At 68.2% G+C, this 22,385-nt stretch carries 25 protein-coding genes; 12 read left to right on the top strand and 13 right to left on the bottom strand.

The window, feature by feature from the left end:
* Window positions 1-317: 317 nt before the first annotated feature.
* A complete protein-coding gene (locus OHA10_RS20000) occupies window positions 318-539 on the top strand; it encodes a hypothetical protein (protein WP_371407753.1) in 222 nt (73 codons plus the stop codon).
* A 57-nt stretch (window positions 540-596) separates the two neighbouring features.
* Here OHA10_RS20000 and OHA10_RS19995 read toward each other — a convergent pair whose 3' ends face one another.
* The 3 genes from OHA10_RS19995 to OHA10_RS19985 are packed head-to-tail and all read right to left on the bottom strand — an operon-like array spanning window position 597 to window position 3,631.
* Window positions 597-821 (bottom strand): hypothetical protein, encoded by a 225-nt coding sequence (locus OHA10_RS19995; RefSeq protein ID WP_371407752.1) that lies wholly within the window; start codon window positions 819-821, stop codon window positions 597-599.
* Window positions 818-2,122, bottom strand: coding sequence for a hypothetical protein (locus OHA10_RS19990; RefSeq protein WP_371407751.1), 1,305 nt, complete (start codon window positions 2,120-2,122; stop codon window positions 818-820). The genes OHA10_RS19995 and OHA10_RS19990 overlap by 4 nt, the downstream gene beginning before the upstream one ends.
* Window positions 2,123-2,176: 54 nt before the next feature.
* A complete protein-coding gene (locus OHA10_RS19985; RefSeq protein ID WP_371407750.1) occupies window positions 2,177-3,631 on the bottom strand; it encodes a flavin-containing monooxygenase in 1,455 nt (484 codons plus the stop codon).
* A 66-nt stretch (window positions 3,632-3,697) separates the two neighbouring features.
* Between OHA10_RS19985 and OHA10_RS19980 the strand changes: the two genes are divergently transcribed.
* Entirely contained in the window at window positions 3,698-4,381 is a 684-nt protein-coding gene (locus OHA10_RS19980) for a TetR/AcrR family transcriptional regulator (RefSeq protein WP_371407749.1), read from the top strand.
* Complete coding sequence (locus OHA10_RS19975; protein WP_371407748.1) at window positions 4,381-4,539, top strand: hypothetical protein; 159 nt, start codon at window positions 4,381-4,383, stop codon at window positions 4,537-4,539. The genes OHA10_RS19980 and OHA10_RS19975 overlap by 1 nt, the downstream gene beginning before the upstream one ends.
* A 3-nt stretch (window positions 4,540-4,542) precedes the next feature.
* Here the strand turns inward: OHA10_RS19975 and OHA10_RS19970 are convergent, their stop codons facing one another.
* On the bottom strand, window positions 4,543-5,442 hold the full coding sequence (locus OHA10_RS19970; protein WP_371407747.1) for an aminoglycoside phosphotransferase family protein: 900 nt from the start codon (window positions 5,440-5,442) through the stop codon (window positions 4,543-4,545).
* 61 nt (window positions 5,443-5,503) lie between these two features.
* Between OHA10_RS19970 and OHA10_RS19965 the strand changes: the two genes are divergently transcribed.
* Window positions 5,504-6,490, top strand: coding sequence for an acetylxylan esterase (locus OHA10_RS19965; protein ID WP_371407746.1), 987 nt, complete (start codon window positions 5,504-5,506; stop codon window positions 6,488-6,490).
* Here OHA10_RS19965 and OHA10_RS19960 read toward each other — a convergent pair.
* Window positions 6,438-6,929 carry a DUF1269 domain-containing protein gene (locus tag OHA10_RS19960; protein WP_371407745.1) on the bottom strand — a complete coding sequence of 164 codons (492 nt, stop codon included), beginning with the start codon at window positions 6,927-6,929 and terminating at the stop codon, window positions 6,438-6,440. The genes OHA10_RS19965 and OHA10_RS19960 overlap by 53 nt on opposite strands.
* Window positions 6,930-7,102: 173 nt before the next feature.
* Here OHA10_RS19960 and OHA10_RS19955 point away from each other — a divergent pair, with 173 nt between their 5' ends.
* The 6 genes from OHA10_RS19955 (at window position 7,103) to OHA10_RS19930 (ending at window position 11,956) form a co-directional block, all read left to right on the top strand.
* The gene (locus OHA10_RS19955) at window positions 7,103-8,005 is read left to right on the top strand and encodes an ABC transporter ATP-binding protein (RefSeq protein ID WP_371407744.1); all 903 of its coding nucleotides are present in this window, start codon (window positions 7,103-7,105) and stop codon (window positions 8,003-8,005) included.
* Entirely contained in the window at window positions 8,002-8,736 is a 735-nt protein-coding gene (locus OHA10_RS19950) for an ABC transporter permease (protein WP_371407743.1), read from the top strand. Before OHA10_RS19955 ends, OHA10_RS19950 begins: the two co-directional genes overlap by 4 nt.
* Before the next feature lie 25 nt (window positions 8,737-8,761).
* Window positions 8,762-9,898, top strand: a complete 1,137-nt coding sequence (locus OHA10_RS19945; protein WP_371407742.1) for a histidine kinase — start codon at window positions 8,762-8,764, stop codon at window positions 9,896-9,898.
* A gap of 10 nt (window positions 9,899-9,908) precedes the next feature.
* On the top strand, window positions 9,909-10,517 hold the full coding sequence (locus tag OHA10_RS19940) for a response regulator transcription factor (RefSeq protein WP_130444881.1): 609 nt from the start codon (window positions 9,909-9,911) through the stop codon (window positions 10,515-10,517).
* Window positions 10,518-10,561: 44 nt separating this feature from the next.
* On the top strand, window positions 10,562-11,659 hold the full coding sequence (locus OHA10_RS19935) for a sulfite oxidase (RefSeq protein ID WP_371407741.1): 1,098 nt from the start codon (window positions 10,562-10,564) through the stop codon (window positions 11,657-11,659).
* 84 nt (window positions 11,660-11,743) lie between these two features.
* Complete coding sequence (locus OHA10_RS19930) at window positions 11,744-11,956, top strand: hypothetical protein (RefSeq protein WP_371407740.1); 213 nt, start codon at window positions 11,744-11,746, stop codon at window positions 11,954-11,956.
* 3 nt (window positions 11,957-11,959) lie between these two features.
* Here the strand turns inward: OHA10_RS19930 and OHA10_RS19925 are convergent, their stop codons facing one another.
* The 8 genes from OHA10_RS19925 to OHA10_RS19890 all read right to left on the bottom strand — a co-directional run bounded on the left by OHA10_RS19925 (window position 11,960) and on the right by OHA10_RS19890 (window position 20,707).
* Entirely contained in the window at window positions 11,960-12,733 is a 774-nt protein-coding gene (locus tag OHA10_RS19925; protein ID WP_371407739.1) for a DUF3592 domain-containing protein, read from the bottom strand.
* 52 nt (window positions 12,734-12,785) lie between these two features.
* Window positions 12,786-14,240 (bottom strand): multicopper oxidase family protein, encoded by a 1,455-nt coding sequence (locus OHA10_RS19920; RefSeq protein ID WP_371407738.1) that lies wholly within the window; start codon window positions 14,238-14,240, stop codon window positions 12,786-12,788.
* Window positions 14,233-14,646 carry a hypothetical protein gene (locus OHA10_RS19915; protein WP_371407737.1) on the bottom strand — a complete coding sequence of 138 codons (414 nt, stop codon included), beginning with the start codon at window positions 14,644-14,646 and terminating at the stop codon, window positions 14,233-14,235. The genes OHA10_RS19920 and OHA10_RS19915 overlap by 8 nt, the downstream gene beginning before the upstream one ends.
* Window positions 14,643-15,167: a DUF1707 domain-containing protein gene (locus OHA10_RS19910; protein WP_371407736.1), complete on the bottom strand. Its 525-nt coding sequence runs from the start codon at window positions 15,165-15,167 to the stop codon at window positions 14,643-14,645. Before OHA10_RS19910 ends, OHA10_RS19915 begins: the two co-directional genes overlap by 4 nt.
* A 170-nt stretch (window positions 15,168-15,337) precedes the next feature.
* Entirely contained in the window at window positions 15,338-16,699 is a 1,362-nt protein-coding gene (locus OHA10_RS19905; protein ID WP_371407735.1) for an ABC transporter substrate-binding protein, read from the bottom strand.
* An 8-nt stretch (window positions 16,700-16,707) separates the two neighbouring features.
* Window positions 16,708-17,577: a carbohydrate ABC transporter permease gene (locus OHA10_RS19900; protein ID WP_371407734.1), complete on the bottom strand. Its 870-nt coding sequence runs from the start codon at window positions 17,575-17,577 to the stop codon at window positions 16,708-16,710.
* 26 nt (window positions 17,578-17,603) lie between these two features.
* Complete coding sequence (locus OHA10_RS19895) at window positions 17,604-18,548, bottom strand: carbohydrate ABC transporter permease (protein ID WP_371407733.1); 945 nt, start codon at window positions 18,546-18,548, stop codon at window positions 17,604-17,606.
* 35 nt (window positions 18,549-18,583) lie between these two features.
* Complete coding sequence (locus tag OHA10_RS19890; protein ID WP_371407732.1) at window positions 18,584-20,707, bottom strand: alpha-galactosidase; 2,124 nt, start codon at window positions 20,705-20,707, stop codon at window positions 18,584-18,586.
* Between the two features lie 342 nt (window positions 20,708-21,049).
* Between OHA10_RS19890 and OHA10_RS19885 the strand changes: the two genes are divergently transcribed.
* Window positions 21,050-21,619: a helix-turn-helix domain-containing protein gene (locus OHA10_RS19885; protein WP_371407731.1), complete on the top strand. Its 570-nt coding sequence runs from the start codon at window positions 21,050-21,052 to the stop codon at window positions 21,617-21,619.
* A complete protein-coding gene (locus OHA10_RS19880) occupies window positions 21,616-22,314 on the top strand; it encodes a hypothetical protein (RefSeq protein ID WP_371407730.1) in 699 nt (232 codons plus the stop codon). The genes OHA10_RS19885 and OHA10_RS19880 overlap by 4 nt, the downstream gene beginning before the upstream one ends.
* Window positions 22,315-22,385: the final 71 nt, after the last annotated feature.

Raw genomic sequence — 22,385 nt, 5'->3', positions numbered from 1 at the left:
CGACTGAGCCCCTAGGTAGCACTACAGATCGGTCAGCGGATCCCCTACCTCCTCCCCGAGCCCGCATCAGGGATTCCTCGGGAGGTAGATAGGTAATCCTCCGCATGCGTGAACCAACCCTCACGCGCGACCGTATAGCTACCAGAACAGACCAGGCAGGAGGACGGAAATGCGCCAGATCCAGATCCGTCGGCGACCACGCACCACGACGACCCGCCGTCAGACCAAGACCCTCGACCTCCGGACCCCGTCCGGCCGTCCGCTGCCCTTCTGAACCGACAGCTGAACCCAGAGCTGAACCCGAGAGCTGAACCGCCATGAAGCTTCGACTGCACGTCCACCACACCCGCTTCGGCGGCTGGTGCGCCGACATCGACGACGACAACGACCGTCAGCCCGACGACCCGTACTGGTGCGTCGACCATTGGCCGACGCTCGAGGCCGCGCTCGCCGCCGGCTGCACCGAGCTCGCCAAGCTCGTCACGATCGCGACACCCACCCGCCTCAGCGGGTACTACGAACCGGCTCTGGCCGCATAAGCCACGGGGAACTACGGGGCGAGGCCCGGCGAACCGCAGGGGGTTCTCCGGGCCTCACTACGTCCGGGTGTGATCAGCCGGATCGCGACGCCGCTCCGCGTCGCCGCCTCGGACCGGGGCTGGGCGCTGCTCAGGCAGGTCGCCCAGATCCGCGTCCCAGTCGTCTTCGTCGGGCAGGTTGGCGTCGTTGCGGCGGGCGATGCGGATGAACGCGGCGATCAACAGGATCGGCCCGAGGACCATCGCGGTCTCGGGGATCCCGCCCATGTGCAGGGCGATCATGACGCCGTCACCAGCGCGATACCGCCGGCCGTGAAGGCGACCATCGCAGCGAGCATCGGATACTGCGCCCGGCGCAACTGCCTGCGCCGGAACAGGTCGGCAGCGCGATCATGCGCGGACACGACCCCGAGTACGTGTCCGAGCACGATCGCACCGATCTGGACCCGTGCGATGAGGCCAGTCCCGAGGAACGCGTAGTCGATCCGCATCCCGCTCGTCCCGAGCAGATCCCAGCCCCGCGCGAACGGGTCGCTCGCGAGCAGCCATCCCTCCTGCCCCTGGAACATCGCGAACGAGAAGTAGTGCGCCACGGCGTACCCGATCGCGATCGGCACCAGCGAGTGCACGAACGCGCCGGGCAGCCCGGCCGCACCGATCCCGCCGGGCCGGATCTGCGCCGCTCCGGTCGTCCGCGCGGCCAGCAGGAAGAGACCCGTGACGATCGCAACCGCGGCGACAAGTCCAGCCGTGTAAACCACGAGATGTTGCGGACGACTCAGCTCACCAGCCCACGAGGTCCACACCGACCAACGGGAGATTCCGTCGAAGGCTGTCGACCCCAGCAACAAACACAACAGACCGACGATCCCCGGGTGCTGCGGCATGGTCGCCAGACCGGCGAGCGGGTTCCGCAACACCAGGCGGCCGTCGGCACCTCGCCCGATCGGACTCAGCCGCGCGAGCACCTCGGCGTACACCTCGAAGCTGTCGCCGATCGAGAACCACCCCGGGCCGTAAACGATGCCTGCAGCAACGTTCGCGAGCGAGTAGATGCTGACGGCAACCGCCACGAGCCGCGGCTCGGATCCGTTTTGGTATACCAGCTCCAGCCAGAGGAAGCCGGCCAGTCCCGCGACAGCCGGCCAGTAGGCGATCCGATCAGGCACCCGCCGGTACGACGTACGCCGCACCAGGCCGGCGATCGTGCGCAGCGGATTCGCGATCCGCCAGATCGGGCCGCAGAGCAGTGAGAGCGGGATGATGCCGACCCAGATCCACACGTACAGCCAGGTCGGCGCCGGGTTCCGCGACGGCTCGGGATCGCCGAACCACGCGGCGCCGAGCAGCAACGCCAGCGCCGCAACGCCGACGACCTGCAACAGGACCCGGGTCAGCTTGAGGTCGACGATCCGGGTCAGTACACCGAGCGGCCGGCCGGTGATCCGTTCGAAGCGGGGCCGCGACCAGAACGCGGCGAGCGCGAAGAACGAGACCGCGACCGCGGCTCCGGCGGAGTAGATCGCCAGCCACATCGGCACCGGCAGGTCCCCGCGACCGCCGATCCCATGCAGTGGCAGCACCGTGCACTCCGATCACCCGGACTATCCGACCGATCGAATGTAACACGCTCGATGTCACATAGCGAGCGTCTGATAATCCCCAGGGTTGAAGTGCCTTGTCAACCGGCGGAAGCGGAACGTGAACGACGGCCAGAGCGTGGTGTTGCGGCCCTCCGAATCCAGGTACCAGCTCGTGCAGCCGCCGCGGGTCCAGATCGTGTTCCGCATCGAGGCGCGGACCCCGTCGACGAACGCGCGCTGGACCTCCCGCCGTACCTCGACCTGCCGCAGGCCCTGCGCATCCATCGTCTTCAGCGCATCGATGATGTACGCGATCTGGGACTCGATCATGAAGACCATCGAGCTGTGGCCGAGGCCGGTGTTCGGGCCGATCAGCATGAAGAAGTTCGGGAAGCCGGCGATCGCCGTACCGAGGTGGGCCTCCATACCGTCGGACCAGGCCTCACGCAGCGAGACACCCTCGCGGCCGTGCACCATGTCCATCACCGGCAGGTCGGTCACCTTGAAGCCGGTGCCGTAGATGATCGTGTCGACCTCGTGCTTCACGCCGTCGTCCGTCACGATGCCGGTCGGCGTGACCTCGGCGATGGCGTCGGTGACCACCTCGACGTTCGGCTGCGCGACCGCCGGGTAGTAGTCGTCGGAGATCAGCACGCGCTTGCAGCCGAGGGTGAAGTCCGGCGTCAGCTCGGCGCGCAGCAGCGGGTCGCGGACCTGGTGTGCCAGGTGCTTCTCGGCGACCTTCTGCGCCTGCTTCATGATCGCCGGGAGCTTGGCGAACCCGAGCACCATCGACTCGCGACCCCAGTAGATCCCGGCCCGCATCGCCTTCTGCACAAGGGGAAATCGCCGGTATACCATTTTCTCGGCCGCGGTGATCTTGCGATCCGGCCGCGGCATCACCCACGGCGGCGTGCGCTGGAACAGGTGCAGTTCCTCGACCTCGGGCTGGATCGCCGGCACGAACTGGATCGCCGACGCACCGGTCCCGATCACGGCGACCTTGCGACCACTGAGGTTCAGGTCGTGATTCCACCGCGCCGAGTGGAAGACCTCGCCCTCGAAGTCCTCGATCCCCGGCAGTTTCGGGTACGACGGTTCGGCGAGCGGGCCCATGCCGGACAGGACGATGTCCGCGGTGAACTCCCCCTCGCTGGTCGTGATCCGCCAGCGCCCGTCCTCCCAGCGCGCCGACTCGACCGCGTGACCGAAGCGGATATGCGGGCGGACGCCGAACGCATCGGTGACGTTGCGCAGATAGTCCTCGATCTCGGGTTGCGGCGAGAACGTCGACGACCAGTCCGGGTTCGGCGCGAACGAGAACGAGTACAGGTGGGACGGCACATCACACCGGCAGCCCGGGTAGGTGTTGTCGCGCCACGTGCCGCCGACGTCGTCAGCGCGCTCCAGGACGACGAAGTCGTCGTACCCGGCCTGCTTCAGCCGGACCGCCATTCCGATCCCGGCGAAACCGGTGCCGATCACCACGATCCGATGCTGCTCAGTCATCCCTGGCCTCCCGCTCGGCTGGAACTTACTCCCAGTAAGTTACTCGGAGTCAGTTAGACTGCGCAAGTGACCTCGCCCACTGCCGCGACCCATGCCGCGAGCCCCGCCGCGACTTCTGCAGCGACCCCTGCAGCGGCCTCTGCAGCGCCGAAGCGCCGGCGCGACCGGGCCGCTCGGGAGCGGGAGATCCTCGAGGTGGCCGAGCGGATCTTCGGCGAGCGCGGCTACCAGGGCACCTCGATGGACGACGTCGCCGCACAGGTCGGCGTATCGAAGCCGTTGATCTACCAGTACTACGGCTCGAAGGACGGGCTGTTCCTCGCCTGCCTCGCGCGCCTCCGCGGTCAACTGCTGGACACGGTGTCCGATGCGGTGATGGAAGCGCCGGACGCCGAGGACGCGCTGTACGCCGGTTTCGTCGCATGGTTCCAGTTCCTCGACGACCATCCGCAGGCGTGGTCGGTCCTCGTCGACGAAGGCATGCTCAGCGCCGGCCCGGCCGCGGAAGCGACAGACGAAGTACGCGCGGCCTTCATCGAGCTGATCGCCACGATGGTCCGGATGAACCTCCCCGCCGGCCGCCCGGTGGACGAGGACGAGGTCCAGATAGTTGCCCAAAGCATCTCCGGCGCCACCGAACGCCTGGCGATCTGGCGCACCCGCACCACCACCCCGCCAAGCCCCGAGAAGGTCGCCCGCACCCTCCAGGACCTCCTGTGGCAGGGCCTGCACACCCTCAAATCGACCTGATGCACATCGAGTCCTGTCCCGAGGCGCCGTTCCCGAGCGACCAGCCAGGCTTCGACAAGGTCACCCTAGCCGCGTTCTTCGATCCGCGCGTGCGGCGATCCGACTTCGGTCACGCCCGGATCGAGCTGTACCCAGGTGAGATCGACAAGCTCTGGTGAGGGTCAGTCGCTGAGGAGGTCGGCGACGTACTCCTGGCCGCCGGAGATCGCATCGGGGTTGCGGTCACGGTAGTACGGGATGGCGATCATGGTCAGCGAGAGTGCCCAGCCGCGGGCTCGGAGCCAGGTGTTCTCATCGACCGAAAGCGCCTGCCTGTAGGCGTTCCGGGAGTCACCGTGGAACAGCCACCAGGCAGGCATCACGTCGCCGGCCGGATCCGCGGCGCGTGCGGTGCCGAAGTCGATGATCGCCGATAACTTGCCATCGGCAACCATCACGTTGCCGGACATCAGGTCGCCGTGGATCCAGCGCGCCGGGCCTTCGAAGGTATCCGCGGCCAGCGACTCCTCCCACGAGGCGAGCACCCGGCCGACGTCGAAGTACTCGCGGAGCTCGTCGAGCGCCTCGCGGAACATCTCGTCGCGCGGCGTCAACGGCGTACCCCGCTCGAACGGGTCACCTGAGGGCACCGGCGCGCCGGTGGGGTCGACGTCCCGCAGGTACCGGACGAACTCGGCCAGTTGACCGGCAACGGCCACTGCGTCGACCTTCTCGACGTCCAGCGGCTCTCCCGGCAACCAGCGGTAAACGCCCCAGCTGAAGGGATAACCCTCTCCCGGCCGACCGAGCTCCAACGGCTCCGGGATCGGCAGCGGCAGGTGCGGTGCCAGCCGCGGCATCCAGATCAGGTCCTTCTCCACCTGCCCTTGGGTCGACTCCGTCCGCGGCAGTCGTACGGAGAGCTCGTCACCCAGCCGGAACGTCACGTTGTCCGTCCCCGACGCCCGCACCACCCGCACCGCCAACCCCGCCCACTGCGGGAACTGCGCAGCGACGAGCCGCTCCACGAGGGACGTGTCGATCTCAACCTCGTCGTCATGCAACTTCGCAACCCGATCCACGCCCCGGACCCTGACACTCGTCAACGCCCCGGTCAACGACATTTCCGCGAGGATGGGTTCCATGGCCCAGCTTCCGGAGGCATGGCGACGAGCCACGGTTCCCGACCTCCCACCGCTCCAGCCCACCGGCACCGACGTTCTCGACACGTTCGCCCGCACGATCTACGGCCGTACGCCGACCGGCGGCCACCTGACCGACCTCGAACTGCTCTCCGAAGAGCCCGGCGTCCTCCGCCATCGCGCCCGGATCTCCTGCCCGCTGGGCGATCTCGAGTTCGACACCCTCCTTCACCGCCCGTCGGCGGCCGGCCCGTCCCCGGTGATCGTGGCACTCAGCTTCACCGGCATCGACGAGACGGTCGACAGCTGGCCGTACGAGAAGGTGATGGACGCCGGGTACGCCGTACTCGCCGTCGACTACCAGCAGATCGAGCCCGACGACCCCAGCGCTCTCGGCGTACGCGCGCTCTTCCCGAACGGCGAACCGTGGGGCGCGGTCGGAGCCTGGGCCTGGGGACTGTCACGCTGCCTCGACATCGCCGCCGGTATCCAGGGCCTGACCACGGACGGCGCGATCGTGCTCGGCCACTCACGCCTCGGCAAGGCCGCGCTCTGGGCCGGAGCACAGGACGAACGCTTCGCGGTCACCGTCTCCAACGACTCCGGGTGCTGCGGCGCCTCGCTGTTCCGCCACCCCGGCGGCGAGGACATCGCCGCGATCACGACGAAGTTCCCGCACTGGTTCGTCCCGTCGTTCGCCTCGTACGCCGGTAGCGAGGACGAACTGCCCGTCGATCAACACCAGTTGCTCGCGAGCATCGCGCCCCGCCGCGTGTACGTCGCCAGCGCGGAGGACGACGACTGGGCCGACCCGATCGGCGAGTACCTGGCCGTGCTGGCGGCGACCCCGGCCTTCGAGGACGGCGGTATCGGCTACCACGTCCGGCCCGGCGGCCACGCTCTTCTCGAGGAGGATTGGCTGCAGGCGGTGGAGTTCAGTCGTCGAACATCTCGTGGATGGCCGTCTCCTGGTCGTCGCTCAGGTTGATGTGGATGAGCTTGGCCCGCAGCCGCGTCTTCCGGAAGGTCTCCCGGATCTTGTCCGTCTCCTCGTCGCTCGACAGCAAGAACAGCGCCGACGTACCCGGTGTCACCTGAGCTCGCACTTCCTTGATGAAGTCGTCGTCGATCCCGACGTCGATGAGCTTGCCGGCCACCGCACCCGCCGCGGCCCCGATCGCAGCTCCCGCGAACGGCATCAGGAAGATCGTCCCGAACAACATCCCCCAGAACGCCCCGCCGACCGCACCCGGCCCGGTCATGTTCCGCACCTGCCGCGTCCGCGGCCGCCGCTTCTCCGGCTGCCACGACACCGACGCCGCATCATGCACCCGGATCAGCTTCTGCTTCGCCAGACTCTCCAGCGTCCCGATCGCCTGGTTGGCCCCGTCCCAGGTCTCGAACTTCCACACCGTCAACGTCGCCATCTCGTGCCTCCCCTGCCACCCTCCCACTCGTGCCCGTAGTTCGACCACCTCAACCACCTCCTCCTGTTCTGTGGACGGCCGGCGGCCGCGAATAGTTGGGCTGACGGATGTCATGGGTGGGTCGTGACGAGCGATCCAGGGGGTGTACGGCGTGCTCGGACAAGCTTCTGGGTATGACGACAACGACTGCGGTCAGCCTGCGGGGTGTGACCAAGAAGTATGTGGACGTGCAGGCCGTCGCCGGGGTGGATCTGACCATCCGGGCCGGCGAGGTGGTGGCGCTGCTGGGGCCGAACGGCGCCGGCAAGTCGACCACGATCGAGATGCTGCTCGGCCTGGTGAAGCCGGACAACGGCACCGTCCAGGTGTACGGCGGTACGCCGACCGACGCGATCGCCCAGGGCCAGGTCGGCGTGATGCTGCAGAGCGGCGGGATCATCGAGGACGCCAAGGTCGGCGAACTCCTGAACCTGGTCGCCGGTCTGCACAAGGACCCGATGCCCGTCGAGGAGGCGCTCGAGCGGGCCGGCATCGCCGACCTCACCCGCCGGACGATGAAGGGCCTGTCCGGCGGGCAGAAGCAGCGGGTGCGGTTCGCGATGGCGATCATCCCGCAGCCGGACCTGATCGTGCTGGACGAGCCGACGACCGGGATGGACGTCGAGTCCCGCCGCGACTTCTGGGCCTCGATGCACGCCGAGACCGCCCGCGGCCGCACGGTCCTGTTCGCCACCCACTACCTCGAAGAGGCCGATGCGTACGCCGACCGGGTCGTCCTGATGCGCAACGGGAAAGTCGTTGCCGACGGCACCGCCGCGCAGATCAAGGCCAGCGTGTCCGGCCGGACCATCCGGGCCACGATCCCCGGCGCCGATCTCGCCGCGCTCGCCTCGCTGCCCGGCGTACGGAACGTCGAGACCCGCGGTGAGGTCGTCCTGCTGCAGTGCGCGGACTCCGACAACACGCTGCGGCACCTGATCGAGAACACCACCGCCCACGACATCGAAGTGACGTCCGCCGACCTGGAGGACGCCGTCCTCGCGATCAGCGCGGCCCAAGAGGAGACGCTGGCATGAACCGCAACTACCTGATCTTCGACATCCGCCGGACCCTCCGGAACCGCCGGGTGCTGATCTTCTCGATCCTGATGCCGCTGGTGCTGTTCATGATCTTCGGCCTGACGATCCCCAAGGACGCCACCGAGGGCGGGATCTCCGCGATCGCGTACGTGATGGTGAGTATGGCGATGTTCGGCTCGATGTCCGCCGCGATGAGCAGCGGCGGCGTGATCGCGGCCGAGCGCGACGGCGGCTGGAACCGGACGCTGCGCCTGACCCCGCTGAAGCCGCAGGCGTACGTCGTCAACAAGGTGATCCTGTCGCTGCTGCTGGCGGTGCCGCCGCTGCTCGTCGTCTTCGTCTTCGGCATGGCCGTCGGCCACGTGCACCTGGATGCCGGCCAGTGGGCGATGGTCGCGGTGGTCTCCTGGCTGGGCGCCCTGCCGTTCGCCGCCCTGGGCCTGGTCATCGGGTACGTCGCCAAGCCGGACAGCGTGCAGCCGATCACCGGCCTGAGCACGATGCTGATCGCGGCCTTCGGCGGGCTGTGGCTGCCGGTCGACCAGATGCCGTCGATCATGAAGCACATCGCCCAGCTGACCCCGGCGTACTGGACCGGGCTGACGTCCCGCAGCGCCCTGACGCAGGGCGGAGTCGACACCCAGGCGCTGCTCGTGGTGCTCGGCTGGACCGTCGTACTCGGGTTCATCGGCCTCCGCCGGTTCCGCGCCGACACCGCCCGCGCCTGAGCACCAGAGCGGTAGCGTGACCACCGTGACGACCAACCGCAGCCCCAGCGTCCTGGACGGGATGGCCGAGCGCGTCGGCAACGGTCCGGGCCGTTGGGGCTGGCTGGCCGCGGGGGTCTGGCTGTTCTACCTGGCGCAGCCGCTGCAGAAGATCGCGGAGCGCAAGGACGGCCTCAGCCAGGCCCTCGGGTTCCTCACGGTGATCCTGTTCGCGGCCAGCTACCTGGGGTTCTTCGGCCTCCTGCGCCGGATGGCCCGCAAGCACCTGCTGCGGGTCTGGCAGCAGGTCGCGTACCTGGGTCTGATGCTGGCGCTGTGCCTGCTGATGATCCCGACCGCCGGCCAGACCGCCCTGACGGGCCTGGTCTACATCGCGTCGGTCGCGATGATGCTGCTGGATCTCCGGGCGGCCGTCGCGTTCGTCGCGGTCCTGCTCGCCGGCACCGAGGTCTCGCTGCGAGTAGTGCCCGGCTGGACCGACGACGGCAGCTACGGCTTCGCGATCTTCCTCGGCGCGCTGGCGGTGTTCGGACTGCGGCGGGCCATCCAGCGCAGCATCGAGCTGAACGCCGCCCGCAAGGACATGGCCGAGCTGGCCGTGCAGGAGGAGCGGAACCGGTTCGCCCGGGACCTGCACGACATCCTCGGCCACTCACTCACCGTCATCACGGTGAAGGCTGAGCTGGCCGGCAAGCTGATCGAGGCGAATCCGACCCGCGCGGCCGCCGAGGTCGCCGACGTCGAGAGCCTGGCGCGGGCGGCGCTGGCCGACGTCCGGGCCGCGGTCGCCGGGTACCGCGAGCTGAGCCTGGCCGGTGAGCTGGTCTCGGCGCGGGCCGCGCTGCAGGCCGCCGAGATCAAGGCGGACCTCCCGACCACGATGGACGAGGTCCCGGAGGAGAACCGGGAGCTGTTCGCCTGGGTGGTGCGAGAGGGCGTGACGAACGTCGTACGCCACTCCGGCGCGAAGCGCTGCACGATCCGGATCACGGCCACGCAGATCGAAGTACTGGATGACGGCAAGGGGCCGACGCCCGGTGGTGGTGCGTCCGGCCACGGGCTGGTCGGACTGCGGGAGCGCGCGGACCAGGCCGGTGCAAGTGTGCAGATCGGTCAGGCGTCCGGCGGTGGGTTCCGGCTGGCCGTCCGGGTCGGCCTGTGAGGATGGACCCGTGAGCATCCGACTGCTGATCGCCGATGACCAGGCGCTGGTGCGTGGAGCCCTGGCCGCGCTGCTCGACCTCGAGCCCGACCTGGAGGTGGTGGCCGAGGTCGGTCGCGGCGACGAAGTGATCGATGCCGCGAAGAACTCCCAGCCCGACGTCGCGCTGCTCGACGTGGAGATGCCCGGGCTGGACGGGATCGAGGCGGCCGCCGCGCTGCGCACCGCCGTCCCCGGGGTTCGGGTGCTGATGGTGACCACGTTCGGCCGGCCCGGGTACCTGCGCCGCGCGATGGAGGCCGGCGCGGCCGGGTTCGTGGTCAAGGACACGCCTGCGACGCAACTGGCGGACGCCGTACGGCGGGTGCACCAGGGGCTGCGTGTCGTCGATCCGTCACTCGCTGCGGAGACCCTCGTCGCCGGCACGAGCCCGCTCACGGGCCGCGAGGCCGACGTACTGCGGGCCGCCCGCGAAGGCGGCACCGTCGCCGATATCGCCAAGGAACTGCACCTGTCCGAGGGCACGGTCCGGAACCATCTCTCCGCCGCGATCGGCAAGACCGGCGCCCGCACCCGGGCCGAGGCCGCCCGTATCGCGGTCGACAACGGCTGGTTGTAGCGGGCCCCTACCTCTAGGGTTGGGCCCAGGGGGTGGGATTTGTGGTGTCGATCGAGGAATTCAGCGTCCGGGGGCGGTTGGCGGACACGGGTGAGGGGATCACCGCCGACGAGTTGCAGCTCGCGGCACGGAATCACGGGATGCCGCTGGAGAGCCTGCGGTACGACGTGACGCCGCCGGGACTGCACTACGTCCTGGTGCACTACGACATACCGGCAACGAACGCGGGCGACTGGCGGCTCGAGCTGAACGGGTGCGTGGAGCAACCGTTGTCGTTCGGACTGACCGAGTTGCGCGCGATGGGACGCCGTACGATCCGGGTCACGCTGGAGTGCGCGGGCAACGGGCGCGCCACGCTGCAGCCGCGGCCGATCAGCCAGCCGTGGCTGCAGGAGGCAGTCGGTACGGCGGAGTGGACCGGGGTGCTGCTGTCGGACCTGCTGCGGCTGGCCGGGATCCGCGAGGATGCCGTCGACGTGGTGTTCACCGGCGCGGACCGCGGGGTCGAGCGCGGCGTCGTACAGGACTATCAGCGCGGGCTGTCGATCACGGAGGCGATCGACTCCGGCGCGATCGTCGCGTGGGAGATGAACGGCGGGCCGCTGCCGCCGCAGCACGGGTATCCGCTGCGGCTGGTCGTACCGGGGTGGTACGGGATGGCGAGCGTGAAGTGGCTGCGGTCGATCGAGCTGATCGACCACGAGTTCGACGGGTTCCAGAACGCGGTCGCGTACGTGATCCGGCAGAACCCCGACGATCCGGGCCGGCCGGTGACCCGGATCGAGCCGCGGGCGCTGCTCGTCCCGCCCGGCTTCCCGGACTTCATGAGCCGGCACCGCTTCGTTGCTGCAGGCACCGTTCCGCTCTTCGGCCGGGCCTGGTCCGGCTGGGCGCCGATCGAACGCGTCGAGATCAGCACCGACGCCGGCATGAACTGGCACGAGGCCACATTGGATGCCCTCGGCAACGACGAGCTGGCCTGGCGCGCGTTCGCCTACGACTGGGAGGCGACACCCGGCGAGCACGTGCTCACGGTCCGCGCCTACGACGCCAGTGGCCGAGAGCAACCAATAGAGGCCGACTGGAACCGAGGCGGCTTCAGCAACAACACCGCCCAACGCATCACCGTCCTCGTCACCTGAAAACCCGCGTGTCGTTGGTCGTTTCCGCCGAACCCACACCACATCCTGGAGAGGTACACGGTTCTCACTCCAGGAGTGGTGGCGGTGAACGACAACCATCTGCACGCGCGGGTCTTCAGAACCTCGGACGAGTGGTACGCCGACGTCGACGACGAACTCGACCCCCAGCCGGACAACCCACTGTGGTACGGCTCCTACACCTCGCAGCGCGCCGCCATCGAGGCCGCCTGCGAACGCATGGCCGCCTACCACCGCGCCCGGGCCGACCACGAGCCGTTGCCACGAGCAACCGCTTGAGCATCACAGCAGGAGCATCGAGCAGAACCCGGCGCAAACGAGCCCGATCACGACCGCCACCACGTACCAGTACCAGTGCATGTCCCAGTCCACATCCGCGGCGATCACGTACGACGGATCGCCCGGGTCGACAATGACGTCGACCCGGTCACCGACGGCCGGTACCGGATCGAGATCGCCGCCGCCGTTGAGCTCGACCGGCGTACCGTCGTCGGGTTGCGCGATCGTGACGGTCACGTCCCGCGACCGTGACCACTTGTCCTCCTCGACGGTCAGCACCACTGCCTGACGCACCGGTCCCGATCGCGCCAGCCGCTGGTCGTCGAGGCCGCCGCTGATGCCGAGCGGGATGATCGCCAACGACCCCAGCACCAGCGGAACCCCGACGATCCTCCGCAGCAGCGTGAACCAGTCGAACCGCCGGCGCCCGGTGCTGTGCCGCGGCGAAGCCGGAGCGACCCCGTCCCCCTCGGCAGCCCGCCGCCTGGCCGCGGCCTCGCGCGCCTCCGCGCGATCCCGGGCTCGGGCTCGTTCGCGCCGCGCCTGCGTCCATCGGGTCGGCTCTGCCAGCCGCTTCCACCACTCGAACAGTTCGGCCAGCCAGCGGGCGGGGTAGCAGGCCCCGCCCGCGATCGCGAAACACAGCAGCGGAGCGTCGTACAGCGGGCTCGGGCGGGTCAGCCAGCCGACGAAGTACAAGCCGCCGCCGACCGTGCCGAAGAACACCAGCAGCAGAAGAAGCTGGCGGCCGTGCAGGTCGTCGTCCGGCGTGCTCACCTGAACATCATGAGAGATCGACGCACCACGCCGAAATTGGTTCCCACCCGACCTACTCCGGCTCGTTGTGGGAGTCGCCGCCTACCTGGTACGGGGTGGTGATGCCTTCGTACATGAGGTGGGTGACCAGGCCCTGGGAGGCGTGCGGGAGGTTGTGGCAGTGGTCCATCCAGAGGCCGGGGTTGTCGGCTACGAAGGCGATCTCGTAGGTCTCCTTGTTGCCGACCTCGAGGGTGTCGGTCCACCAGGGTGAGCCGGTGGCGGCGACGCCGTTGCGGGACAGGACGACGACGTGGTGGCCGTGGAGGTGCATCGGGTGGGCCTGGCCGCTGGTGTTGGAGATCTTCATCCTGACGATGTCCCCCTCGGCGACCATGAACATCGGTACGTCGGGGAACTTGTGCCCGTTGATCGTCCACCACAGCCCTGGTATGCCATCCAGGAAACCGGCGCTCCGCCCGATCCGGTACTCGAAGTGGCGATCCGCCTTCGCGGGGTCGAACCCCAGCGGCGCCGGCGTCCCGTAGGTCAGCAGATCGACGTTGTCCGCCGGCAGCTCGGCCCGTGGCGGATCAGCCGGCCCGATCGCCAGCGACGTCGACGACGTACCCGCGTCCAACCGCATCCCACCGGCCGGAACCACAGCCTCCAGATCGACCCGTCCTCCCGCAGCCAACGGATACGCAGCCGTCACCGGAGTCGGTCCGTGCACGTCGCGACCGTCCACCGCGACCACCTTGTACGGCATACCGACCAACCCGACCCGCAGGATCGCGTTGTCGGTGTTGATCACCCGCACCCGCGCCGTCGTACCCGCCGGAAGCTCGACCCGTCCCGTCCCCGTCCGCCCGTTGATGGTCCGCTTGCCGTCGTACGTGTGGATCGTGGCGATCACCTCACCAGGCGATGCGGGCGCGATCACGATCGGCCCGAGCAGGCCGCCCTTCACCTCATCGGCCGACACCTGATGCGAGTGGTACCAGTACGTCCCGGCCGCCGTCGCCTTGAACCGGTACACATGCTTCCCGCCCTCCGGTACGGCGTCCTGAGTCACCCCGGCGACCCCGTCCTCGGCATTCGGTACGTCGATCCCGTGCCAGTGCAACGTCGCGCCGTCGGGGACCGACTCGTTCACGAACGTCACCTGGATCAGATCACCCACCCGCGCCCGGATCAGCGGACCCGGCGACGTCCCGTTCACGGTGTACCCGTCGACGGTCTCCCCGGACGCCAGCTGGAACTTCTGCTTCCGCGCGGTCAGCGTCACGTTCACATTTGGTATACCAGTCTTCGGTCCGGTCAGATCCGCGACGCTGGTCCCGTCGTGGTGCATGTGCTCCATCGGCATCGACGGTCCGCCACCGTAGTCGGCGTACCCCATCTCCGCGGGGTTGTACGAGCCCGGGACCAGGCTGGTCGCCCAGAGATACCCCAGCGGTACGAGTACCGCCAGGGTGATCCCGAGTGCGACCAGCCGGCCCCGTCGCCGCTTCTTGACCTCAGCCACTGGTCACAGGCTGGTTGGGTACGGCGGCCCGTCGGGCCCCCATGCTCGCGACAGCGGCGATCGCGAGCCCGTTGATCCCGTGCAGCACGCCCAGCGCCGGGACCCCGAAGGACACCACCGCGAGCAGGAACTGCAGCACCACCAGGCCGACGACGATCCCGGCCAGCACGCGACCTCGCGGTACGTCGGTCAGGAACGAGACGATCAGGAACACCAGCGCGAGCAGACCGATCACCGTGCCGGCGATGCTGTGGTAGCTCTCCCCGAAGTTGCTGTAGTCCGCCCCGATCGCGGTCCCGTCGTCCGCGTCCTTCGCGATCGTGAACCCGGCGAGTGCAATGGACGCGATCTGCAGCACGACCGCGATCGCGATCAGCAGACCGAGCACCCGGTATACGTTTCTCATGCCCGGCGCTCCGTCCGACGCTTCCGGATGACGATCACGGCCGCCACGATCAACGCGATCGGCAGGAACGGCGGATGCCCGCCACCCACCACACACCCGACCGACGCCAGCACCCCGACCACACCCAGCACGATCAGCAACGGAAGCGGAACCCGCCCGAGGAACCCACGCCGCGCCCACTCAGGCCGCGACCCACCGAACGGCCCACCGGCCCCGCCACCTGCAGCCGGTCCGCCTGCGGCGTTCTCCGGTGACGTCCACGGCGGCTTCCGCCAACCCCATGGACCGGCCCAGCCCTCGCCGGCTCCAGCCTCACCCGCAGCCTGATGCGCGCCCGGCAGGTCGGTGAACAGCCCGTCGAGCTCGGCTCCGGTGCGTGCCCGGAGCGCCTGCTCGACCCGCTCGGAGTGCTCCTCGGCGGTCAGCCGGCCGGCTTCGTAATGCTCGCCCAGACGCTTGACCGCGTCCTCACGCTCACTGTCGCCGATGCGGATCGATCCGCCCGGCCTGTCGTCGCTCATGATTCTCCTCGATGCTCGTCGGTTCTCCGATGGCACCAAGGTTGTCGTTCCGGCCCCCGTCTCCGCGTCGCCTCAGCGGCGACACCTCACCTACCCCCGGAGGAGCACCCTGCGCCCACCGACGCAGTACCGCGTACTCCCCCGGGCGTAGGCCCACCCAGGGTGAACCCCTAGCTGTTCACGGCGAGGATCTTGTTCACGTCGTTGTTGGCCTTCGCCAGCGACGACGGCTCGGCCTCGAACGACATCACCGACTCCATCGCCGGCGTCATCACCGCGGTCACGTCGGCCGCGTTCGGATTGGCCGGGTACGGGAACACGTCGCCCGCCTCGACCGGCTCCAGGAACGGCGTGACGTCCCACCCGCTCTTGGCGAAGGCCGCCTTCGCCGCCGGCATGCTCGCCGCCACCGCCGGGAACACCACGCCCGCCTTCGCGACGATGTCCTGAGCGGTCTGCGAACCGAGGAACTTCACCCAGGCCCACGACGCGTCACGCCGCTTCGTCCCGGCCCAGATCGTGTCCGCGAGCCCGTTCATCATCGACATCCGCTTCCCGATCGGACCGATCGGCAACCGCGCCAGCTTCGTCTTCACCTGCTTCAGCTGCCCGTACGTGCCGAGCATCCACGAGCCGTTCGGGGTCATCCCGTACTTCCCCGCGCCGAAGGAGGTCGTCACGTCCACGCCGGACTTCGCCTGCGCGTACGTCGGCATCAGGCCCTTGGTGATCAGGCCCCGCCACCAGCCGATCGTGTCGGTGAACTTCGGGTCGCCGTAGAAGAACTTCGTCCCCCACGGCTCACCCTGGGAGTACTTCCAGCCGTTGATCGCGGCATACCAACTCCAGCTGGTCTGCCCGTCACCACCGCCGGCATCGGCGTACCCGAGCCCGTAGACCTTCACGTTCTCCTTGTCGAACCCGGGCTGGTCGCCGCGACGTCCCTTCGAGTCCACCGTCAGCCGGCGGACGATCTGCTCGAAGGTGCCACCGTCCCGCGGGTTCCAGGTCATCGAGTTGAGCTGCTCGGTGCTGATCCCGGCGGCCTCGGTGAACGCGCTGTTGTAGAAGTAGACCTCGGTGTCCCAGTCCTTCGGCAGACCGTACCGCTTGCCGTCGGCCCCGATCCAGCGATCGGCGAGACCCTTCTGGTAGATGCCCAGATCAATGTTGTCCTTGGCAACGTATTCGTCGATCGGCAGCACCTGTCCCTTGTCCGCGAACAGCGGGTACTTCGACGAGTGCCCGGTGAACACGTCCGGCGCCGTGTCGGAGATGAACCCGGTCACGAGCTTCGACCAGTAGTCGTTCCACCCGTACTGCTCGATCGTCACGCTGTACTGCGGATTCTGCTCGTGGAACACCTTGGCGCACTCGGTGTACATCGGCAGCTGGGCGGAGTCCCACAACCAGTAGATGACCTCGCCGGGACCACGCGCCGCGGCGCCGTTGTTGCACGCGGCAAGCGACGGTACGGCGAGCGCGGCCAGTCCGGCCTTCAGCAGAGTCCTTCGTGACGGTGTCGCATTCATTTGGGTCATCATTTGATCCCCGAGAAGCCGATGGAGTTCGTGATCCGTTTGGCGAACGCCAGGAACAGGATGATCATCGGCAGCGCCGCGATCAGCGTCGCCGCCATCAGCCCGGCCCAGTCCGGACCGCCCTGCGGCGTCTGCGACCGGAACACTCCGAGCGCGACCGTCAGCACGCGGACGTTCTCCTGCTGACCGACGAGCAGCGGCCAGAAGTAGTCGTTCCACGAGTTGATATAGGTCAGGATCGCCAGCGTCGCGATCGGTGCCGCGCTCAGCGGGATGATCATCCCGAAGAAGATCCGCCGGTGTCCCGCGCCGTCGATCATCGCCGCTTCCTCGAGCTCGCGGTTGATCCCGAGGAAGAACTGCCGCAGGAAGAAGATCGCGAACGGCGTCATGAACGCGCCGGGCAGGATGATGCCGGCGAAGCTGTTCAGCAGTCCGAGATTCTTGATCAGCACGAAGTTCGGCAGCGTGGTGAAGATCGGGGGCACCATCAGCGCGGCCAGGAACACCGCGAAGACCTTGTCCCGCCCCGGCCAGCGCAGCCGCGCGAACGCGTACGCCGCCATCGCGCTGAAGAACACCTGGCACACCGTCGTGATGGTTGCCACGACCAACGAGTTCCGCAGGTACAGCCAGAAGTTGACCGCCGCGCCGGAGCCGCCTTGGGCCTGCGCCTCCTCGATACTCGACAACCCGAGCACGCGCTTGAAGGCACCCAGCGTGGTCTCCACCGGAAGCAGCGAATTCGGGTGACCCGGCAACTGGGTGTTGTCCGAGAACGCCGTCCGCAGCATCCAGTAGAACGGGAACAACGTGACAATCAGCAGAATGAACAACAGGATCCAGGCGACTGTGCGCCCGATGCTCACCTGACGGACAGAACCGGTCGACAGACTCATGCGAGATCACTCTCCCGCGCCCGCAGCAACCGCAGCTGGACCAGCGAGACGACCGCGAGGATGGCGAACAGCACCAGCGCCATCGCCGAGGCGTAGCCGAAGTCGAACCGGGTGAACGCCCGCTCGTAGATGTAGTAGTAGATCACCCGGGTCGCATTGATCGGGCCGCCCTGGGTGGTGACCGCGACCGTGTCGAAGATCTGGAACGACCCGATCATGGTGACCACCAGGACCATCACCAGAACAGGCCGCAGCAGCGGCAACGTGATCCGCCAGAACGTCTTCCACTCGGTCGACCCGTCCACCTCGGCCGCCTCGTAGACGTACGACGGAATCGTCTGCAGGCCGGCGAAGACCAGCAGCGCGGTGTACCCCATGTGCCGCCAGACGTTGATCCCGGCAACGGTCGGGATCGCCCAGTGCGAGTCGCCGAAGAACGCGATCGGGTCGATCCCGACCCATCCCAGGAACGTGTTCACGACGCCGACCTGCACGTCGAGCATCCAGTACCAGACCAGCGCGACCACGACGTTGGCGACCAGGTACGGCGCGAGGATGATCGCGCGCACCGTGATCGATTTCGTCAACCGGTACATCAGCATCGCGATCCCGACGGCCAGAATCGTCTGCAGGCCGATGTTGATCACGACGTACTCGACCGTGACGCCGAGCGCGTTCCAGAAGAAGCTGTCGTGGATCATCCGGTCGTAGTTGGCCAGTCCGTTGAACTTCGGCGCCGAGAGCAGGCTGTACTCGGTGAAGCTCAGGTATGCGCCGCGCAGCGTCGGCCAGATGTAGAACACGACGAAGCCCAGGGTGGCCGGGGCGATGAAGATCATCGCCACCTTCAGGTCTCCCAGGCTTCGCCGCTTCCCCGGCGGTGCTCCGGAGTCCCCGTGACTTCGTCTCGTGTCGGGTGGTGCGTTGGTGGTGGCGGTCACGGGGGATCTCCTCTTCTGTCGGCGACCGGGCGGGCTTACCCGATCGCAGTCACATCCAGCAAGATCGCGCTCTCCGGCCATTGCACGGGCATGAGTACTCCGACCGAGGCGAGGGCGGCGCCGTTCAACTCCACGCTTCCACCGTCGACCGACCAGGCCGTGGACCGCGACTCGGGTCCGGGTGTCGCGACCTTGCTGACCCGGTACGTGCGCTGCGGGTCGAGGCCGGGCAGCCTGATCCGTCCGACGGCGGACGTCACCGACTGCTTCACCTGTACGACGCTGAACACGCCGCGCCCGCCGTCCTGCGCAACGACTCCGTGGACGAGCACGTCCTCGGGACCGCGGTCGGCGCGGACCACGCGACCGGTGTGCAGCAGCGGCCGCAGCTTCTTGTGCAGCGCGACCCAGCCCTTGAGCTCTTCGCGCTCCTCGGGGCTGGCGGACGCGATGTCCCACTCGATACCGAAGTGTCCGAACAGGGCGGTGGTCGCGCGGAAGGCCAGCGTCTGCGTACGACCCGTGGTGTGCGCACGCGGCGGCCCGACGTGGCAGCCGATCAGCTCCGGCGGGAGGAGCAGCTGGGTGTACCGCTGGATGGTCTGCCGCTCGAGGGCGTCGTTGCTGTCACTGCCCCAGATCCGGTCGGTGCGCTCCAGGATGCCGAGGTCGACCCGGGCGCCGCCGGACGAGCAGGACTCGATCTCCAGGCCCGGGTGCCGGCGCTTGAGCTCGTCGATCAGCCGGTAGACCGCCAGGGTCTGCTCGTGGATACCCGCCGTCCCCGTCAACTGGTTGCCGCCGTCAACGAAGTCGCGGTTGTGGTCCCACTTCAGGTACGCGATGTCGTACTCGGACAGGATGCTGTCGAGCCGCTCGAGGATGTAGTCGTAGGCGGCTGGTATACCAAGATTCAGACCCTGCTGGTGGCGTGCGGTCGGCGGCAGCCGGTCGCCGGCGGCGAGGATCCAGTCTGGGTGCTCGCGCGCCAGGTCGGAGTCCGGGTTCACCATCTCCGGCTCGACCCAGAGGCCGAACTGCAGACCGAGACCCTTCACGTGGTCCACCAACGGATGCAGGCCCTTCGGCCAGATGCCCTCGTCGACGTACCAGTCGCCGAGCCCGGCGTGGTCGTCGCGGCGGCCGCGGAACCAGCCGTCGTCCAGGACGAACCGCTCGGCGCCGACCTCGGCGGCCGCGTCGGCGAGCGCCTTCAGCTTGTCCAGGTCGAGGTCGAAGTACACCGCCTCCCAGGTGTTCAGGACGACAGGGCGCTCGGTCTTCGGGTGGTTCGCCCGCGCCCGCAGGTAATCGTGGAAGCGGTGCGAGACCTGGTCGAGGCCGACGCCGTACGACCCGTAGATCCACGGGGTGCTGTAGGTGCCTTGCGGCTGGACGCGGCCCTCGCCCGGGAGCAGGAGCTCGCCGCCGCCGATCACGGCGTACCCGCTCATGCCGCGCTCGGCGTACGACCGGTGATTGCCGCTCCAGGCGGTGTGCACGGACCAGATCTCGCCGTCACGGAAGCCGAAGCCGGGGGTGCCCGCGAACAGCAGCAGGGTCGCGTCGGCGCCGGTGCGACCACGGCGGTTGTCGCGGATGTGCGCACCCTGGGTGAAGGCGTGCCGCTGGGGGTGGCGCTCGCCGATGTGGCGGCCGGTCAGGTCGAGCAGCTCGGTCGCCTCGGTCGGCACCGGCAGAGCGAGCAGCAGCCCGTCGACGGTGTACGGCGTCGCGGCTGTGTTGGTCAGGTCGGCCTTCGCGCGCACGAGACCGGAGTCGGTCAGCTCGATGGTGAGCTTGAGGTCGAGGCCCGCCTCGGTGTCGGCGGCGTCGACCTGCACGGTGTTGCCGGTCTGCGCGACGCTGGTCAGCCGGAAGCTCGCGGAGAAGTCGTGCCCGTCGCGGTGCCCGCTCAGGCCTGGTATACCAAACCAGCCGGCCGAGTACTCCGGCACGATCGCGATCGGACGGTTCTCGTCCAGGCCGTTCCCGTCCTGGACCGCACCCGCGCCGCGGCGCAGTTCCAGCAGAGCGCTCTCGGCCAGCTCGCCCAGGTCCGCACCCCAGTGCAGAACGGACGGAAGGCCGGGACCGGAGCAGTCGAGCACCAGGCTGACCGCGGCGGCCCGGAGCTGCAGGATCTCGATGTTCGACACTGTTGATTCACTCTGCTTTCTGATTGATTTCAGGACGGAACTATTTACCCCGCCAGCCACAATGTCAATGCTTCACGAAGTTAAGTAATTACCCTACGACTGTCCAGCGTTGTCAGCCCAGACATCGGCAACCGTTATCCGAGGCGACCGCGGACGAGCAGGTCGCGCACGTCGGCCTCAGCGCCGGGCGGTCGGGGCCATGTTCAGCCTCGACCTTCGCGGCCATCAGCTTCGACATAGCCCCGCGGAGCATCAGTCAGGCGAACTTGGCCAGGTCGCGGGTCCCCACCACAGGATCTCCAGCCATTGACAAATTTTCCTGTCAATTGGGAGATTGGGGACATGTTGCGCTATGTCGAGGAGCCGGAGAAGGTCCGGTTGGCGTTGTCGCCGATTCGGCGGCGGCTGCTCGAGCTGTTGCGCGAGCCGGGGTCGGCGACGCAGCTGGCGGCTGCGCTCGAGCTGCCTCGGCAGCGGGTGAACTACCACCTGCGCGAACTGGAGAAGGCCGGGCTGGTCGAGCTCGTCGAGGAGCGGCCGCGGCGTGGGTTCACCGAGCGGATCATGCGTGCGTCAGCCGGGTTGGTGGTCGATCCGGGCGTGATGGGGCATGTGTTCACCGAGATCCAGGATCAGTACGCCGCCGAGCACCTGGTCGAGGTCGCCGCCGGCACGGTGCGCGATGTGGCGCGGATGCAGAGCGCGGCCGACGTCGAGGGGAAGCGGCTGCTGACATTCACACTCGAGGCCGAGGTGCGGTTCGCGGAGCCGGGTGATGTGCACCGGTTCACCGATGCGTTGACCGCGGCCGTACAGCAGGTCGTCGAGCAGTTCGACAGCGAGGGCGGGCGGCCGTATCGATTGATCGCGGGCGGTCATCCGGCACCCCGCCGTACCGAAGGAGAGTCATGAAGATCGTGGTCACCGTGGCGGCGCCGGTCGAGGCCGTATGGGACGCCCTGCGGAACAAGGAGAAGATCCGGCACTGGCACGGGTGGGAGTACGAGGGGACTCAGGGTGGGCTGGAGGAGGAGATCGACCTCATCTACTTCACCGAGACGACCGAGGACGGTACGACGCTGACGCTCGGCCATGGGGATCGGTTCGAGGTGGAGCCGTTCGAGGGCGGGTCGCGGGTCACGTTGACTCGCGCGCCGCGCGGCGCCAATCCCGAGTGGGAGGCGTACTACGACGACGTCACCGAGGGCTGGATCACCTTCCTGCACCAGCTGCGCTTCGCGCTCGAGCGGCATCCGGGCGAGCCCCGGCGCACGCTGTTCTTCTCCGGCACGGGTCCGGTCTCGCCGATCACCGAGCTCCAGATCCCCGTGCGGCCGGCCGGCACAGTTGTCGAGCTCGAGCTTGTTGGTCAGGCCATCAAGGGCGAGATTTGGTATACCACCGAGCATCAGGTCGGCCTGACAGTAGATGCTTGGGGCAACGGTCTGCTCGTGCTGAGCCACATCCCACCCGGCGACGAGAAGCCGGACGGCGCCACGATGGCGATCCTGTCCATGTACGGCGACGCCGATCGCGCGGAGCTGGAGAGCCGCTGGCGCGCGTGGTGGCAGCAGCGCTGGCCGGAGGAACTCAACCTCCCCGGCTGACCTCTCGAAGTGACTGGGCGAGCTGACACGGTGGTGACAGGGCGCAAACGTGTCAGTACGCTCGGTCTACC

Origin of the sequence: Kribbella sp. NBC_00662, assembly GCF_041430295.1 — a bacterium.
In the GTDB taxonomy this organism is placed as follows: Bacteria; Actinomycetota; Actinomycetes; order Propionibacteriales; family Kribbellaceae; genus Kribbella.
This window is presented reverse-complemented; position numbering and strand designations above follow the sequence as displayed.

Excerpts from the sequence above, each read along its gene's own strand:
- OHA10_RS20000 (WP_371407753.1), top strand. The coding sequence starts at position 318 with ATGAAGCTTCGACTGCACGTCCACCACACCCGCTTCGGCGGCTGGTGC.
- OHA10_RS19995 (WP_371407752.1), bottom strand. The coding sequence starts at position 821 with ATGATCGCCCTGCACATGGGCGGGATCCCCGAGACCGCGATGGTCCTC.
- OHA10_RS19985 (WP_371407750.1), bottom strand. The coding sequence starts at position 3,631 with ATGACTGAGCAGCATCGGATCGTGGTGATCGGCACCGGTTTCGCCGGG.
- OHA10_RS19975 (WP_371407748.1), top strand. The coding sequence starts at position 4,381 with ATGCACATCGAGTCCTGTCCCGAGGCGCCGTTCCCGAGCGACCAGCCA.
- OHA10_RS19965 (WP_371407746.1), top strand. The coding sequence starts at position 5,504 with ATGGCCCAGCTTCCGGAGGCATGGCGACGAGCCACGGTTCCCGACCTC.
- OHA10_RS19960 (WP_371407745.1), bottom strand. The coding sequence starts at position 6,929 with ATGGCGACGTTGACGGTGTGGAAGTTCGAGACCTGGGACGGGGCCAAC.
- OHA10_RS19955 (WP_371407744.1), top strand. The coding sequence starts at position 7,103 with ATGACGACAACGACTGCGGTCAGCCTGCGGGGTGTGACCAAGAAGTAT.
- OHA10_RS19950 (WP_371407743.1), top strand. The coding sequence starts at position 8,002 with ATGAACCGCAACTACCTGATCTTCGACATCCGCCGGACCCTCCGGAAC.
- OHA10_RS19915 (WP_371407737.1), bottom strand. The coding sequence starts at position 14,646 with ATGAGAAACGTATACCGGGTGCTCGGTCTGCTGATCGCGATCGCGGTC.
- OHA10_RS19910 (WP_371407736.1), bottom strand. The coding sequence starts at position 15,167 with ATGAGCGACGACAGGCCGGGCGGATCGATCCGCATCGGCGACAGTGAG.
- OHA10_RS19905 (WP_371407735.1), bottom strand. The coding sequence starts at position 16,699 with ATGAATGCGACACCGTCACGAAGGACTCTGCTGAAGGCCGGACTGGCC.
- OHA10_RS19885 (WP_371407731.1), top strand. The coding sequence starts at position 21,050 with ATGTTGCGCTATGTCGAGGAGCCGGAGAAGGTCCGGTTGGCGTTGTCG.
- OHA10_RS19880 (WP_371407730.1), top strand. The coding sequence starts at position 21,616 with ATGAAGATCGTGGTCACCGTGGCGGCGCCGGTCGAGGCCGTATGGGAC.